Consider the following 15,464-nt stretch of genomic DNA (forward strand, 5'->3'; position numbering starts at 1 on the left):
TCCGTTCGACTTGCATGTGTTAAGCATACCGCCAGCGTTCATCCTGAGCCAGGATCAAACTCTCCATGTTATTAGATGAGTTCTTAGGCTCGAAAATACTATTGACCCTTAACGAATTAAGCAGTCATTAGCACTTGTTATCCTCTGTCTCTGAACCGGAATTAACCGAAATTCAGAAGACCCATTTACTTTGACGAGGATTGGGTGCTATCTTGACTTTCAAACTATTCTCTTTTCTAGGTGCGGGGGCCGACTGATTCGGTGCGCTTCCGCGCCCCTTCTCTCTCGACCGCTTAGCCAATATAACGAGAACCACATAAGACTGTCAAGGGGGAGATCGAAGATTTTTTGGATTACTGTAAATGCCCTTGCCTGAAAGGGCCTTAGCCATTTTCATGGCCTTGAGAGCACGATCGCTTACCTTTCAAAATCAAAAAATTTTCACTCAAGCATTGAAAGGGAACTCAGTTCACTGAGCTCTGGCTTGGCCAAAAGGACAAAGGTCTAAAACTGGGCAGCGATCGCAAGCGGGATTTCGGTAGTAGCAGCAGCGCTGACCGTGTAGCATCAGAACTTCGTGATTATCGTAGACTTGTTGAGCGTTCCAATCGAGAGGAAGTTGAGCTTCTAGAAGAGCATGCGCTGGTCCCACGGCAGTATTAGTTGGGATCAAATCTAGTCGCACGGCTACTCGATGATGGTGACTATCTACGGGTAAGGCAGGGCGACGCAACCGACTAAATAACAATACGGCTGCGCTGGTTTTAGGGCCTACCCCAGGTAGCGACTCTAGCCATGCCCTTGCCTGGGTGACTGGTAACTCTGCTAGAAAGTCTAGGGATAGCTCGCCATTATGACGCTCGCTGATTAAGCGCAGGATTTGCTGAATGCGAGGGGCTTTTTGTTCTGGCCAAGTGCAAGGGGCGATCGCGGTTTGAATCTCTTGAGTTGAAGCATCGCGAACAGCTGACCAATCCGGAAAGCGAGAGGTTAACTGTTTGAAGGCACGGGCTGAATCAGCATTGCGAGTCCGGTGAGACAGCAGCGCCGAAACCAACTCACTCAGGGGGTCTAGATCGTGAAAGAACGGAATGGGGCAACCGTACTCTGAGCAAAGGCGATCGTGAATTAACAGAATTTTTTGCTTTAGATCTTCAGAGATGGCGGGCGATCGCAAAGTTTTTAATTCTCCGACGTTACGACACGAATCGAGAGCACTTTTTAACTGATGCAGCTTTGTGACTGCTCTTTCAGCGGTTTGCTAAGTAGAGCACAGGTTGGTGAACCAACTAGTCCTAGAGTAACAACGAAGCTTCCAGCGCATTTGCATTTCAGCGCTCACAATAGGAAGTAGAGAGATCGTACCCGCAGCTTTTGGCCAAATGGGAGCCTTGTATCTATGGTTGTCCACATCTCCAGTCGAGCCGACGAAATTCAAGTTCAAGCACTAGAACAACTGACCCAAGCGATCGCCCAACAATTGTTGACAGCATCACGAGAGAGTCGCTCCTTTTTTGCCCAAATGCGCGACCAAATGCGTTGGGATGACAAGTTGCTAGCTTGGGCTATGAGTAATCCTGGGTTGCGGGTACAACTCTTTCGTTTCATTGACTGCTTGCCCTCCCTGCGTAGCAAAACTGAGATTGCTCGACATTTACAAGAGTACTTGGGTGATCCAACCGTAGAGTTGCCAGTGGCGCTTAAAGGCTTGCTCAACTTTGCCAGTCCAGACTCACTACCAGGGCAAGTCGCAGCCACAACCGTTTCAACTGCGGTAGAAACTCTGGCGCATAAATACATAGCTGGAGAAAGCGTCAAGCAAGTCCTAAAAACGATCGAACGACTGCGTAAAGACAAGATGGCCTTTACCGTTGACTTGCTCGGTGAAGCGGTAATTACAGAAGCAGAAGCACAATCCTATTTAGATCGCTATTTAGACTTGATCGCCCAGTTAAGTAATGCTGCCAAAACTTGGCCGAGAGTAGAGGCCATTGATCAAGTAGAGGGAGAGGAACTTGATAAAGTTCAGGTTTCAGTTAAGCTGACCGCGTTTTATTCTCAATTTGATCCGCTGGATGCTCAAGGTAGCGAAGCCAAAGTGAGCGATCGCATCCGGACTCTTTTACGACGAGCGAGAGAGCTGGGAGCTGCGGTTCACTTTGATATGGAGCAATATGTCTACAAAGATTTGACTCTGGCGATTCTCAAGCAAATCTTAATGGAAGATGAGTTTCGCAGTCGTACAGATATTGGTATAACTCTGCAAGCTTATTTGAGAGATAGTGAACAAGATTTACAGAATTTAGTCGCTTGGGCCAAGGAACGCAAGTATCCAGTCACAGTGCGCTTAGTTAAAGGCGCTTATTGGGACCAAGAGATTATCAAAGCCGCGCAAAAAGATTGGCCCGAACCTGTTTACAAAGACAAATCTTCTACAGATGCTAACTTTGAGAACTTGACGCGCATCCTGCTAGAAAACCACGAGTATCTTTATGCAGCGATCGGGAGCCACAATGTTCGATCGCAGGCTTATGCAATCGCGATCGCCCAAACTCTCAAGATTCCTCGGCGACGCATTGAATTGCAGGTGCTCTACGGCATGGCGGATAAGTTTGCCAAAGCTCTGGTTGAGCAGGGATATCGAGTACGAGTTTATTGTCCTTATGGTGACCTGATTCCAGGGATGTCTTACCTAATTCGGCGTCTGCTGGAAAATACCGCCAACAGTTCCTTCCTGCGACAAAATCTTGAAGAGCGACCGAGCGCAGAACTTTTGGCACCTCCACAAGTGACGGCAGCAGATCAAGCAGATACCACTTCACTTCCGGTTTCTACTCGTCAAGATCATTTTCAGAATGTCCCTGACACCGACTATGCTGATTTAGCTCAACGGCAACCTGCTTTGCAGGCGATCGCCACGGTGCAGCAGCAGTTAGGCAAAACCTACTGGCCACTAATTAACGGCGAATATCAGCAGACAGAAGCTCAGGTAGATTCTGTTAATCCTTCTAACCCTACAGAAGTGATTGGTCGCATTGGCTTAATGAGTCAGGCTCAAGCAGATAAGGCGATCGCAGCAGCTAAGGTAGCATTCCCAGCTTGGCAACGTACTCCTGCTCAGCAACGAGCTAATATTCTTCGCAAAGCTGCTGATTTGCTCAACCAACGCCGCGCCGAGCTAGCTGCTTGGATTGTGCTGGAAGTTGGCAAGCCCTTGCGGGAAGCAGATGGTGAAGTCTCCGAGGCGATCGATTTCTGCCGCTACTACGCGGATGAGATGGAGCGGTTGGAACCAGGGCATAGTTACGATTTAGCTGGTGAAACCAATCGCTACCACTACCGACCTAGAGGTATTGTGCTAGTGATTTCTCCTTGGAATTTCCCCTTAGCAATTCCAACCGGGATGGCTGTAGCAGCTTTAGTCGCAGGCAATTGCACTCTGCTCAAGCCTGCTGAGGTTTCCTCGGTGATTATTGCCAAATTGACCGAAATTTTGGTGGAGGCGGGCATTCCTAAAGGTGTTTTTCAATATGTGCCAGCCAAAGGATCAACGGTTGGCGCTTATATGGTGAAACACCCCGATATCCACATGATTACCTTTACTGGATCTCAGGAGGTGGGTTGCCGCATTTATGCGGATGCTGCCATTTTGCAACCAGGACAAAGACACCTCAAGCGCGTGGTCGCTGAGATGGGTGGCAAAAATGCCATCATTATTGATGAGAGCGCTGATTTAGACCAAGCTGTGCAAGGGGTTGTGCAGTCCGCCTTTGGCTATAGCGGTCAAAAATGCTCTGCTTGCTCACGAGTCATTGTAGTGGAGCCAATCTACACAGGGTTTGTGGCTCGGCTAGTAGAAGCAACGCGATCGCTGAATGTGGGTGATGCAGCTCATCCGAGTACTCAAGTCGGTCCTGTGATTGATGCCACGGCTCGCGATCGCATCAAGAGTTATATCGAAAAAGGTAAATCTGAAGCCCAAGTTGCTTTGGAAATGCCAACTCCAGACACAGGGTATTTTGTCGGACCTGTCGTTTTTAGTGAAGTCGCTCCCACTGCCGCGATCGCTCAAGAAGAAATTTTTGGCCCTGTGCTATCTGTGATTCGGGCTAAGGATTTTGCGGAAGCTCTGGCGATCGCGAATGGCACGCAATTTGCCCTCACAGGCGGTCTTTACTCCCGCACTCCTTCTCACATTCAGCAAGCTCAGGCTGAGTTTGAGGTGGGTAATTTGTATATCAACCGAGGCATTACAGGCGCGATCGTGGCTCGTCAACCCTTTGGCGGTTTTAAGCTCTCTGGGGTTGGCTCCAAAGCAGGTGGCCCCGATTATCTACTGCAATTCTTAGAACCTTATGCAATTACAGAAAACATCCAACGTCAAGGATTTGCACCCCTTGAAGGAGTAGATTAAGCCATCATCCGAAGCTTTGGCTAATCACTGATGGAAAACCTGAAGCTGACAATTGTGACTTACACCGAAGCAGAGGTGTCGATTCAAGCGATTCGATACTTGGTTTTTCAAGTTGAACAAAAAGTTGATCCAGCACTTGATTTTGATGGATTAGATCCAGAGAGCCAGCATATTTTGGCTTCTGTAGATGGGCAGCCTATCGGTACTATCAGACTACGGTATTTAGATGAGCAAACAGTCAAGATAGAACGGCTAGCAGTTTTACCGAAATTCCGGGGACAAAAGATTGGCCGCAGAATTATGGAGGCTGCACTGAAATTTCTAACCCAATCTAAAGTTAAAACAGTACAATTGCATGCTCAGTTTTATGTCAAAGATCTATATCAAAAACTGGGTTTTACTCAGGTTGGAGATGTATTTGAAGAAGCAGGAATTCTGCACGTCAAGATGAAAAAGAAGTTGCATGATTAGTGAGCGACAGGTCTGGTATATAGAGGCTGAACTGGCTACCGCAACCTAAAGTAGAAGTAACAGTGACATCGCCACCGTGAAGACGGGCGAGTTTACGGGTTAGAGCCAGACCTAAACCTGTTCCTTCGTATTGTCGGTTCAGCTCACCATCTACTTGAGAAAAGAGTTGAAACAACAAAGGAATTTCTGCCTCGTCAATACCAATCCCTGTATCAGCAATAGTAAATATAAAACCATCTGTTTGCTTACAGACGGATAGTGAAACTTGACCTACAGACGTAAACTTAACAGCGTTAGATAACAGGTTCAATAGCATTTGCTTTAAACGCCGTTCATCGGCAACGCAGGTCTTAGCTTGGCTGTCAATTGTGCTAACTAGCTGTAGCCCTTTCGCTAACGCTTGCTCTTTAACTGTACCTAGGCAATACTGGCAAAGTTCGGGTATTGAAATAGGGGCTAGGCTTAACTCTTCATAACCTGCCTCAATCCTAGAGCAATCTAAGATGTCATTAATCAGAGATAAGAGATGTTCACCACTGCTATGAATGCAAGATATATATTCTTGCTGTTTGTCATTTAAGGAACCAAAAATTTGTTTTTGTAGCAGTTGAGATAATCCTAGAATTGCATTTAGAGGGGTACGAAGCTCATGACTCATCGTGCTTAAAAATTCAGTCTTGGCTTGATTAACTGCTTCAGAAATTTGTTTCTCTACTTCTAATTCTTGAGTTTTAGAGTGAACTAAGTTTTTGGTTTTGCAAAGCGCGATCGCAGCTTGTTCAGCAATTTTCTCTAGAAGCGAAATCTCATCTGTGGTGAATTGGCGGTAATCACTTGTAGTGTGCAAACCAATACCACCAAACAAGGCATCCTGAATAAAAATAGGCGCACTGAGTACAGAAAGGTGATACTGCTGAACCCGCTGTATAGTGACGTTTCTTGCTGCGTAATCAGGGGCATGAAAAACACGTCGATGATGAAATTCGGAATCTAAATCTAGCAGATCAGGCCATACAGATACAGGTGCCTGAAAGCTCAACATTGATCCAATCTCAGGGTTCACTCGCCACTCATTTAATACTTGAATAAAACTAGCCTGAAACTGAAAGATAATCACTCGATCGACCGCAAAATACCGACCGATACACTGAGTAATTTCATCTAAGATTTGCTCGGAATCAAGGGTTGAATTAATGGCTCGGTTAATCTGATTCAGCAGTTGTTCGCGTTGTGCTTGCTGTTGCAGTTGATTGAACAATTCAGCCTGTCGCACTGCAATTGATACTAGAGTCGCTACTTGCTCTAGAAACTCCACTTCATCAGGTTGCCAAAAATGCGCTTCGGAACACTGTTGGGCTACTAACAATCCCCACGATTGCTCTTGATTTGGTTCATCAGTTTGAGTAGTAGATGATTGTTCAGTACTGGTAGTATCTACTTCTACTGGTTCATTGGCAAAGGCAGCATCAGCCTGAAAAATTGGCACTACTAGCTTTGCTTTAACTTGCAACTGGTTCATCAATTGCAAAAACTCAACTGCATAATTGCTCTCAGCAGTATCATTAATGATCTGGTTTTGATTCAGTTCTGTATCTAAATCTGAGCTTGATTGCCAAACCGAATGGCTTTTTCTTGCTGGGTACAACGACCATTCAGGAGATACTGACTCAGCCACTAAAGTTCCATTCTGATTCGAATCAAAGCGGTAGATTAAAAGACGATCAGTTTGCAAGAATTGGCGAATTTCTACAACGGTTGTCGCCAAAATTTGATCTAAACTCAGCGATCGCCGAATTCGCAACGCTATATTACTCAGTAAACAATCGCGCTCTGTCTGCTGCCATTCAGATTGTTTGCGCTCGCTCATATTCAATCGAAAGTTAGTAAAATCAAACTTTTGGGTGAAACCATGTTGCAACATTAAGTCCTGAGCAACTTTCTAGCAATCCCTTAAACTAGTGAAAATATCCTCATCCTACTTCTCGAAACTAGCAGCCTTTTTACAAGTTTGGCGTTATTTAAGGATCAAAACTCACCGCGTTTCGGCATGAACTATTTAGAGTTATGGTTGATACCAGCGTTTAGAGTCAATCCTGATGGCTGATATGGAACTAAGAATTGTCTCTCTGATCCCGAGTGCCACAGAAATTTTGGCTCAGCTAGGTTTGACGCACCAGATTGTGGGGCGATCGCATGAGTGTGACTACCCGGCAGAAATTCGAACCCGCCCCATTTGCACAGAACCTAAGTTTAACCCTGAAGGTACAAGCGCCGAAATTCACGAGCGCGTGACTGACTTGCTCCAATCCGCACTCAGTGTTTATCGAGTCAAAACTGAGGTTCTAGAGCAGTTAAAGCCAACTCATATTTTGACCCAAGCTCAATGCGAAGTCTGCGCTGTCAATTTAGCCGATGTTGAGCAAGCTGTGGCGACGCTAACCCAGACTCAACCACAAATTATTTCGCTACAACCGAATACGTTAAAGGATATTTGGGACGATATCCGACGAGTAGCGATCGCCTTGGGGATTGAGAGCCAATCTAGCCTGACTCAACTACAAGCCAGAGTAGAGGCTTGTGCTACCAAAACACAAGCTCTCAGCGATCGCCCCACGGTTGCTTGTATTGAATGGGCCGAACCGTTGATGGCCGCAGGCAATTGGATACCTGAGTTGGTTGAGTTAGCCGGAGGTCAGTCCCTATTTGGTGTGGTCGGTCAGCACTCGCCTTGGTTGCAATGGGATGCCTTGGTAGCTGCCGACCCTGAGGTGATAATTTTGATGCCTTGCGGTTATGACTTGGAACGCACTCATCAAGATGCGATCGCCTTAGCTAAACATCCAGAGTGGCCGACGTTACGAGCAGTGCAAGCAGGCAATGTTTACATTACAGATGGCAATCAATATTTCAACCGTCCTGGGCCTCGATTAGTAGATTCCCTAGAAATCCTGGCGGAGATTTTACATCCCCATCTATTTAACTTTGGCTATGAGGACACAGGTTGGCAGCGTCTACCTGCTCAAGTCAAGGTCAACTAGGAAGTGGTCCAGCAGAGGCATTGAGGGCGATCGCTCTTTTGCCAAACAGAATCAAGACTGAGTACAAACCCAGGCAATATCCCTTCTCCTGAAAGTGATACAGGCGATTTGAGAATCTCCACATCACAATTGGGGCGGTAAATTTCCACTTGCTGAGATTTACGATCGATCAACCAACCCAACTGCACTCCATTCTCTCGATATTCCTGCATTTTTTCTTGTACTGTGGTCAAGCGATCGCTGGGCGATACCAACTCAATCACAAAGTCTGGACAGAAGGGAATAAACCCTGCTTTTTGCTCAGGAGTCAGAGCATTCCATCGCGCTTGCTGAATCCAAGCCACATCAGGAGAACGATTAAGCGCCGTTCGGTAACTTGAAGCCAGTGGAAGAATCAAAAGCCACTCCTAATTTTGTTTGTCGATTCCAGATGCCCAATTCAACCGCAATTTCAAAGTTGCTTCTTCCTGTATCCCCTGCCGTGGGTGCCATGATGATCAATTCCCCAGACGCAGATCTTTCAAACTTCAAATCACAATTTTTCTGACAGAGCTGATAAAACTGCTCATCAGTCAGGTCAATTACAGAATCAAGGTCAACCGTAAAGCTAGTCATGGCGCGATCGCTGAGGAGAAACGACCTACATAACCCAAGAGTAACGCGGTAGCGTGTGCTAGGCGCAGCTGTAACGCACGAATCACCAGAAATAGCGAATTAATTGAGAGGCGGTGCATGATGCTATCGCTCACAGCCCCCTACGAAAAAGGGGAGACTATTTGCAAGCCTCCCCCGTCCTGATTAACTCATTCAGTTTTACTAGTTATTTGATGCACTTAAAGACTCAACAGCTTGCTAGCTATTCAACTCCTTCAATGCGGTCTTCCACTTCTTGATACAGTTCGCGGAGCATATCGAGGTTTTCTTCGCTGGTTTCCCAATAGCCGCGACCGTTGACTTCCAGCAGTGTGGAAACCATCTTGCGGAACGAATGGGGGTTGAGATTCAGCAAGCGCTTCCGCATTTCTTCGTCTTGGATGAACGTGGCATTGGTATCTTCGTAGATCCAGTTGTCCACTGCACCAGCGGTCGCCGACCAACCCATCGTGTTTACCAAGCGCTTGGAGAGTTCCCGCACGCCTTCGTAACCGTGGCTGAGCATCCCTTCGTACCACTTGGGGTTCAGCATCTTAGTGCGAGCATCCAAGCGCACGGTTTCTGAGAGAGTCCGCACTTGAGCGTTAGCAGTGGTGGTATCTGCAATAAAGGAAGCAGGTGCTGTGCCATCGCCCCGGAGCCGCGCCACAACTTTGGTGGGATCGGAGTCAAAGTAGTGGGACACATCTGTGAGAGAGATCTCAGAGGAGTCCAGATTTTGGAAGGTGACATCCACCGTTTTCAAGGCTGACTCAAACAAGCTGCGGTCTTGCTCCATCATCCCCGGATTATCGGAGTTGAAGGCAAAGGACTTGCGGGCCAAGTACATGTCTTGAAGTTCGGATTCAGCTTCCCAGGTGCTGTTCTCCACAGCCAAGTTGACGTTGGCTGCGTAAGAGCCAGAAGCATTCGAGAACACACGAGTCGCTGCTTGACGCAGGTTGATGCCCATGTCTTCGGCTTGCTTCATGGCGTGCTTGCGAACAAAGTTCATCTCTAGAGGTTCATCCGCTTCGGCAGCCATCTTAATGGCGCGATCGAGCAGGTTCATTTGGTTGATGAACAAGTCACGGAACACCCCAGAACAATTCACGACCACATCTACTCGAGGACGACCGAGTTCTTCTAGAGGAATCATCTCTAGCTTGTTGACCCGTCCCAGAGCATCAGCGACAGGCCGTACCCCTACCAACAGCATGACCTGCGCCAAGGATTCACCGTAAGTCTTGATGTTGTCTGTTCCCCAGAGCACGAAGGATACAGTTTCGGGCCACTGTCCGCCGTTTTCCGCTCGTTGCCGATCCAACAGACGATCGACCACAATTTGAGCGGCTTGTACTGCTGCTGTTGTGGGAATGGATTGGGGATCAAGGGCGTGAATATTCTTGCCTGTGGGTAGTACATCCGGGTTACGAATGGGATCACCACCGGGGCCAGGAAGGACGTATTCACCTTCGAGAGCTTTGAGCAAAGCACCGAGTTCGTTATCTGCCACAATTTGCTTGAGGCAGAATTCTAGGTACTCGAACAGGGGCTTAATATCGTCAGTGTTGACCTTGGGATAACCTGCTTGCTGCAAGGCTTCAATCCAAGGTTCTTTACGGCCCATGTTGAAGAAGTTGAGCACCGAAACTTTGGAAACTCGACCATCAGCATCGGTTTGCTCTTTCACTAAGGCGGCGACAGCAGCACGGCAAGCCAGGGTGATGTCTTGGAGTAGTTGCACATCTTCGAGCAGACCGCGATCGCTGTTCTTATAGATGTCGTCAATGTCGCGACCAATGCTTTCCGCAATGATCCGCAGTAAGCTCTTGACTTCTTCCTCAGGGCGATCGAGTCCGGCGATATTGACCAAAGTGGCGGTCGCTTCTTCCGCAGTGGGAGGCTTACCAATCACATGCAGGCCACAGGGCAGCAAGCGCGATTCGATCTCCATCAGCTTGCGGTAGACCAGGCCCACAATGTTATCCCGCTCGTCTGCCGTCATATCTTTGGCATCTTGATCGGGCAGGGCAATATCTTTGTCCAGATTGACGATCCGGCACTTGTCCATAATCGTGTTGACGATAGGGACGCCGCGACCGCTATCTTTCAGGGTTTGGTAAGAAGCAATCAGTTCGCTTAGCTCTTTCAACCCTTTGTAGAGGCCCGCATTTTCGGCAGGAGGTGTGAGGTAAGAGATCGTTTCGGCGTAGGATCGGCGCTTAGCGATCGTGGCTTCCGAAGGGTTGTTAGCCGCGTAGTAGTAGAGGTTAGGGATGGTGCCGATTAAGTTATCGGGGTAGCACTCACCCGACATCCCCATCTGTTTACCTGGCATAAACTCCAGGGAACCGTGGGTACCGAAGTGCAGGACTGCATCGGCTTTCCAGATCTGCTCTAGGTAGGTGTAGTAAGCCGCAAAGCCATGGTGAGGGCTAGCAGAGCGGGAGAACAGCAACCGCATCGGGTCACCTTCGTAGCCAAAGGTTGGTTGTACCCCAATAAACACATTGCCAAAGTGCTTGCCGTAGATCAGCAAGTTTTGACCATCGGTGTTGAGGTGTCCGGGTGCAGGTCCCCAAGACTCATGTAAGCGCTCGTGGTAAGGAGTTAGCTCCTCGTACTCAGGCACCGACATCTTGTAGGCGATGTTGAGTTCGGGGCTGTTGTACTGAGCTTGAGCATCATGAATCACCTCTAGCATCAGGGCTTCTGGCGACTCAGGTAGTTCTGGTACGTCGTAACCGTTTTGCTTCATGGCTTCCAGCACTTTGTAGATGGAGCCGAAGACATCTAGGTAAGCGGCAGTACCGACGTTACCTTTATCGGGTGGGAAGCTGAAAACGGTAATTGCTAGTTTTTTGTCTACTTTGGGTTTGCGGCGGAGGCTAGCCCACTTCATAGCCCGCTGAGCTACCGCTTCAATTCGGTCTTGCAGCGCGATCGCCTTACCTGTCGCACCATCGCGACCCGAGAGAATAATCGGCTCGATCGCGCCATCGAGTTCTGGGATGGCAATTTGTAGCGCCACTTGAATTGGGTGCAGACCGAGGTCGCTGTCTTGCCATTCTTCGGTGGTTTGAAACACTAACGGTAGCGCCACCATGTAGGGGCGGTTCAAGCGCTTCAGAGACTCGATCGCTTTAGGATGGTCTTGTCGGGCAGGGCCGCCGACTAGAGCAAATCCAGTTAAAGAAACGACAGTATCAACGATCGTAGTTTTGGCGATCGGGTCTTGGAAGTAAGCATCGATGGGCTTGGAGAAATCCAGACCGCCTGCGAACACAGGGATTACTCGTGCGCCCATGCACTCCAGTTCTTGCACCATTGCCACATAGTGAGCATCGTCGCCTGTCACTAGGTGTGTCCGTTGCAGCACCAAACCTACACAAGGAGCCAATGGATCTTTGAGGTCGGCAGAAATGTCGGTGCGGCTGTTGTACCAATTGAAGTATTCTTTGACATCCTCGTACATGGCAGGGGCGAGGGGATGCCAGATGCCCATATCAGGGTAGGTGACGGGATCGCGGTATTGCAAAGGCGCGAAGCTCTGCTGACCCACTCGCTTGGCGACGTATTTATCGCTCAGCATCAGCAGGAAGTTTTCTAGGTTTTCCTGAGAGCCGCCGAGCCAGTATTGGAAGCTGAGCATGAAGTTGCGGGCATCTTGCGCCTTGTCCATTGGCAGGTACTTCAGCACCTTGGGCAGGGTTTGCAGCAGCTTCAGCATGCCGTCTTGGAAACCAGAACCAGCTTTTTCTTTGCGCTTTCGCATGAACTGGGCGATCGCACTCTTCGACTGGCCCAACTGCGCCATTGAGAAGGTGCCCATTTTGTTCAGGCGCATGACCTCTGGCATGGAAGGGAATACCACGGCCACATCCAGGCGAGCGCGGTGCGGTTCTACTGCCGCAACCACTTTTTCTGCCAACTCTTCAATAAAAATCAGTGACGCAATGAAAATATTGGCGTTGGCGACATCTTGCTCAAGCGCCTCAAGATTCTCAGGGCTGCGGAGTTCTTCCAACAAATAGCCGCTGATCTCGATTGCCACATTGGGATTGTTCTGGTTAATAGAGCGAACCGCTGCCGAGAGAGAACTCTGGTACTGCGGCTCTAGCACGACATAGACCACCTTAATCAGAGAGCGTCCTTGGATGTTGTCAGGCGCAATGTGTCGAACGGTGGGCTTGACGTGGGTGAACATGCGGTTGGGCTCCTTGTTATACGTGTTCTCTTATTGGCATCACTAGGGATCGGCTGGGGAAGGATATAACTCCAGCTTTCTACCCATTCGCCTTTCAGCCACTCACAGGACAACTTGGGCTTGTTTCACCAAAGGTGCCTCATCTTAGACATGCCTTGCCAAAACCAGCGCTAGGTATAGAGGCAAAGTTTTGCACGGTGAGACAAATTAGTGGCCCATGAGTGTTTTTACCAGAAAATCCTTACCAAGTGAGCAGTTTGACGACTAACTGACACAATTTGATAAAAAAACTGAGAACTTTCTTTACATTTATTTACAGTAGGCAAGTGCAAGCACTCACGTATTTTTAATATTTCTTAATTTTTATCCTACAAAGTTTTATTGAGCGATCGCACCAAAGTAGCAAAACCTCTACAGGAGGGGAATGCGTTGCTCAAGTTGCCTAGGTTAGCAATAACTGTTTCTCGAAATAAATAATAGCTTCGTAATTTTTTAATTGTTGAATTTGCTTGAATGATTTATTTTTGGCACGGCTTTAAGTAATTAATGAACTAGGAGATCTCCATTTAATTCATTAATTACTTGGCTCTTAAAGCTCTTGATTTCTGTGTTGATTAACCGGATGCAGGAAGGAAAAAACTGATTTGCACAGTTTGACTAAAATTTAGTCGAACTACCGCTTATTTAAATAGTTATTTAGTTTATGGCAGTGCTAGGAACCTTGACGGGCTTGCTTTAGCAGCTCCATCACCTCAGTCTGCTTTTCCTCCGCTGCCCAAACAAAAGCAGTCCAATTATGGTTATCTCTGGCATCAATATCAGCACCACTGGCCAACAAAGTTTTCACAACTTCCAGATGGCCTTTAGCAGCAGCGCTCATTAACGCCGTCAAACCAAAACTGGTTTTAGCGTTGACTTCTGCACCTTTATTGAGCAGCAATTGAACAATCAAGAGGTGCCCAGCCGCAGCCGCACCCATTAAGGCAGACCAGCCATCTCGGTCTAGAGCGTTGACTGCTGCGCCTTGGTTCAGCAGAGCGGCAACGACATCTGAATGCCCTGCTTCTGCCGCTGCGATTAAAGCTGTTGAGCTTTCCTCATCCTGAGCATTCACGTCTGCTTTTTGAGCCAGTAAGGTTTCTACTTGGGCAATGTCTCCCCGTTTAGATGCAGTGATTAGGTCTGTCATGGCTTACGCTCCCTATCTAGACATGCACAAAGAAGTACGAACGGAATGGATTAAATTGAAATTGACCTGAAGCTGAGCGATCGCATCCACAGCCGTAGGTGAATTCAATAGAGTGATCAAAGTCGCTCTAGGAAAAATTTATCCTAGGAGGAGCAATTTTGACGCAAGCTGACCAAGCATTAAGGGCAGGAGAAGCAAATTAGTGTCTGCTGTTGATATTTTGATTCTCTCCAATGGCCCCGGAGAGCTAGCTACCTGGGTAAAACCTGTCGTCAAGGCATTAAGAGCGCAACTAGGAGACGATCGCGCCCAAGTGCGAATTTCGGTTGTTTTATCTCCTTGCCCCAATGCTAGCGGTCAAGAAGCGGCGATCGCGCAGAGCTACCCAGAAGTTGACCGAGTCCAGGCGGCTGAGCATTTCGCTGCGTTTTTGCTGTCTGGTAAAACTGTAGACGCTTGGGAATGGCGCGATCGCGGTGTGGTGTTGTTTCTGGGTGGCGACCAGTTTTTTCCCGTGGTAATCGGTAAGCGGTTGGGGTACCGAACCGTGGTCTACGCCGAGTGGGATGCTCGTTGGCTGCGCTGGATCGATCGCTTTGGAGTCATGAAACCGGAAATTGCTGCTCAAGCTCCCCCCGCTCAAGCCCACAAATTTACCGTCGTGGGTGACTTAATGGCAGAGGCAGGCACCTTTGAGCGACCCAAGAGCCATCTAACAGATGCAAGCACAGGGAAAAGCACAGAACTGATCGGCTTATTACCAGGGTCGAAGCCAGCTAAGTTAGCTCAAGGCGTCCCATTAACGTTGGCGATCGCAGAGCGCATTCACACGATTCGGCCCCAAACTCGCTTCGTTATTCCAGTGGCCCCTACCCTCAGTCTGCAAACCCTAGCCCGATTCGCTGATCCTGAGAAAAATCCGATTTCCCAATTATTTGGTGGTGTAGCGGCGCACTTAGTGGTGCCGGAAGCAGGCCAACAGTCTTATTTGAAAACCACAGCAGGAGTTCAAGTAGAACTGCGGACTGATTTCCCTGCCTACGACCTACTCTCCCAATGCCAGCTTTGCCTGACTACAGTCGGTGCGAACACTGCCGAGTTGGGTTCTTTGGCCGTTCCCATGATTGTGCTAATTCCCATGCAGCAAGCAGATGCCATGCGGGCTTGGGGTGGTATCCCTGGCTTACTGGTTAACTTGCCTGGGGTTGGCAGCAGTTTCGCCAAACTGATCAATTGGTGGTTTCTCCGCAAACCTCGGCTGTTAGCTTGGCCCAACATCTGGGCGCAGGAACAAATCGTGCCAGAAAAAGTGGGAATTGTGCAGCCGCAAGAAATTGCAGACTTAGCTCTAGATTGGTTAGAGCATCCTGAGCAATTACAACAAATCCGCGATCGCCTCCGTAGCGTCCGAGGCCAACCCGGAGCCGCCACAAAACTCAGTCAAATTGTCGTTGAGGAACTAGGTCTCAACTCGTCTCCTAACTCCTAACTCCTCTCCCCTTACTCCTA

11 protein-coding genes and 1 rRNA gene are annotated in these 15,464 nt (G+C 48.4%); 4 read left to right on the forward strand and 8 right to left on the reverse strand.

Annotated elements, in window-relative coordinates:
• Both H6F90_RS27005 and nth read right to left on the reverse strand, forming a co-directional pair.
• Positions 1-70, reverse strand: a 16S ribosomal RNA gene (locus H6F90_RS27005); the annotation flags it as partial.
• 399 nt (positions 71-469) lie between these two features.
• A complete protein-coding gene (gene nth / locus H6F90_RS27010; protein WP_199296213.1) occupies positions 470-1,177 on the reverse strand; it encodes an endonuclease III in 708 nt (235 codons plus the stop codon).
• Positions 1,178-1,399: 222 nt separating this feature from the next.
• On the opposite strand from nth, the gene pruA reads away from it, so the two are divergent.
• Together pruA and H6F90_RS27020 are read left to right on the forward strand one after the other, a co-directional pair.
• Positions 1,400-4,414, forward strand: a complete 3,015-nt coding sequence (pruA, locus tag H6F90_RS27015) for an L-glutamate gamma-semialdehyde dehydrogenase (protein ID WP_190555112.1) — start codon at positions 1,400-1,402, stop codon at positions 4,412-4,414.
• 30 nt (positions 4,415-4,444) lie between these two features.
• Complete coding sequence (locus H6F90_RS27020; protein WP_190555113.1) at positions 4,445-4,885, forward strand: GNAT family N-acetyltransferase; 441 nt, start codon at positions 4,445-4,447, stop codon at positions 4,883-4,885.
• Here the strand turns inward: H6F90_RS27020 and H6F90_RS27025 are convergent.
• A complete protein-coding gene (locus H6F90_RS27025; RefSeq protein WP_190555114.1) occupies positions 4,857-6,752 on the reverse strand; it encodes a GAF domain-containing protein in 1,896 nt (631 codons plus the stop codon). The two genes, H6F90_RS27020 and H6F90_RS27025, sit on opposite strands and share 29 nt — an antisense overlap.
• A gap of 229 nt (positions 6,753-6,981) precedes the next feature.
• Here H6F90_RS27025 and H6F90_RS27030 point away from each other — a divergent pair, with 229 nt between their 5' ends.
• Positions 6,982-7,923 carry a cobalamin-binding protein gene (locus H6F90_RS27030; protein ID WP_190555115.1) on the forward strand — a complete coding sequence of 314 codons (942 nt, stop codon included), beginning with the start codon at positions 6,982-6,984 and terminating at the stop codon, positions 7,921-7,923.
• Here H6F90_RS27030 and H6F90_RS31655 read toward each other — a convergent pair.
• The 5 genes from H6F90_RS31655 to H6F90_RS27050 form a co-directional block, all read right to left on the reverse strand.
• On the reverse strand, positions 7,920-8,321 hold the full coding sequence (locus tag H6F90_RS31655) for a Uma2 family endonuclease (RefSeq protein ID WP_370588106.1): 402 nt from the start codon (positions 8,319-8,321) through the stop codon (positions 7,920-7,922). The two genes, H6F90_RS27030 and H6F90_RS31655, sit on opposite strands and share 4 nt — an antisense overlap.
• The gene (locus H6F90_RS31660; protein WP_370588107.1) at positions 8,281-8,538 is read right to left on the reverse strand and encodes a Uma2 family endonuclease; all 258 of its coding nucleotides are present in this window, start codon (positions 8,536-8,538) and stop codon (positions 8,281-8,283) included. Before H6F90_RS31660 ends, H6F90_RS31655 begins: the two co-directional genes overlap by 41 nt.
• The gene (locus H6F90_RS31250; protein ID WP_255525073.1) at positions 8,535-8,657 is read right to left on the reverse strand and encodes a hypothetical protein; all 123 of its coding nucleotides are present in this window, start codon (positions 8,655-8,657) and stop codon (positions 8,535-8,537) included. Before H6F90_RS31250 ends, H6F90_RS31660 begins: the two co-directional genes overlap by 4 nt.
• A 122-nt stretch (positions 8,658-8,779) precedes the next feature.
• The gene (locus H6F90_RS27045) at positions 8,780-12,766 is read right to left on the reverse strand and encodes a magnesium chelatase subunit H (protein ID WP_190555117.1); all 3,987 of its coding nucleotides are present in this window, start codon (positions 12,764-12,766) and stop codon (positions 8,780-8,782) included.
• Between the two features lie 712 nt (positions 12,767-13,478).
• On the reverse strand, positions 13,479-13,955 hold the full coding sequence (locus H6F90_RS27050; protein WP_190555118.1) for an ankyrin repeat domain-containing protein: 477 nt from the start codon (positions 13,953-13,955) through the stop codon (positions 13,479-13,481).
• Between the two features lie 202 nt (positions 13,956-14,157).
• Between H6F90_RS27050 and H6F90_RS27055 the strand changes: the two genes are divergently transcribed.
• Positions 14,158-15,444 carry a lipid-A-disaccharide synthase gene (locus tag H6F90_RS27055; protein ID WP_190555119.1) on the forward strand — a complete coding sequence of 429 codons (1,287 nt, stop codon included), beginning with the start codon at positions 14,158-14,160 and terminating at the stop codon, positions 15,442-15,444.
• Positions 15,445-15,464 lie beyond the last annotated feature (20 nt).

Source organism: Trichocoleus sp. FACHB-591 (genome assembly GCF_014695845.1).
GTDB lineage: Bacteria > Cyanobacteriota > Cyanobacteriia > FACHB-46 > FACHB-46 > Trichocoleus.

What these genes read in the sequence shown, in the direction of transcription:
- pruA (WP_190555112.1), top strand. Translation starts at nt 1,400, where the DNA reads ATGGTTGTCCACATCTCCAGTCGAGCCGACGAAATTCAAGTTCAAGCA.
- H6F90_RS27020 (WP_190555113.1), top strand. Translation starts at nt 4,445, where the DNA reads ATGGAAAACCTGAAGCTGACAATTGTGACTTACACCGAAGCAGAGGTG.
- H6F90_RS27025 (WP_190555114.1), bottom strand. Translation starts at nt 6,752, where the DNA reads ATGAGCGAGCGCAAACAATCTGAATGGCAGCAGACAGAGCGCGATTGT.
- H6F90_RS27030 (WP_190555115.1), top strand. Translation starts at nt 6,982, where the DNA reads ATGGCTGATATGGAACTAAGAATTGTCTCTCTGATCCCGAGTGCCACA.
- H6F90_RS31660 (WP_370588107.1), bottom strand. Translation starts at nt 8,538, where the DNA reads ATGACTAGCTTTACGGTTGACCTTGATTCTGTAATTGACCTGACTGAT.
- H6F90_RS31250 (WP_255525073.1), bottom strand. Translation starts at nt 8,657, where the DNA reads ATGCACCGCCTCTCAATTAATTCGCTATTTCTGGTGATTCGTGCGTTA.
- H6F90_RS27045 (WP_190555117.1), bottom strand. Translation starts at nt 12,766, where the DNA reads ATGTTCACCCACGTCAAGCCCACCGTTCGACACATTGCGCCTGACAAC.
- H6F90_RS27050 (WP_190555118.1), bottom strand. Translation starts at nt 13,955, where the DNA reads ATGACAGACCTAATCACTGCATCTAAACGGGGAGACATTGCCCAAGTA.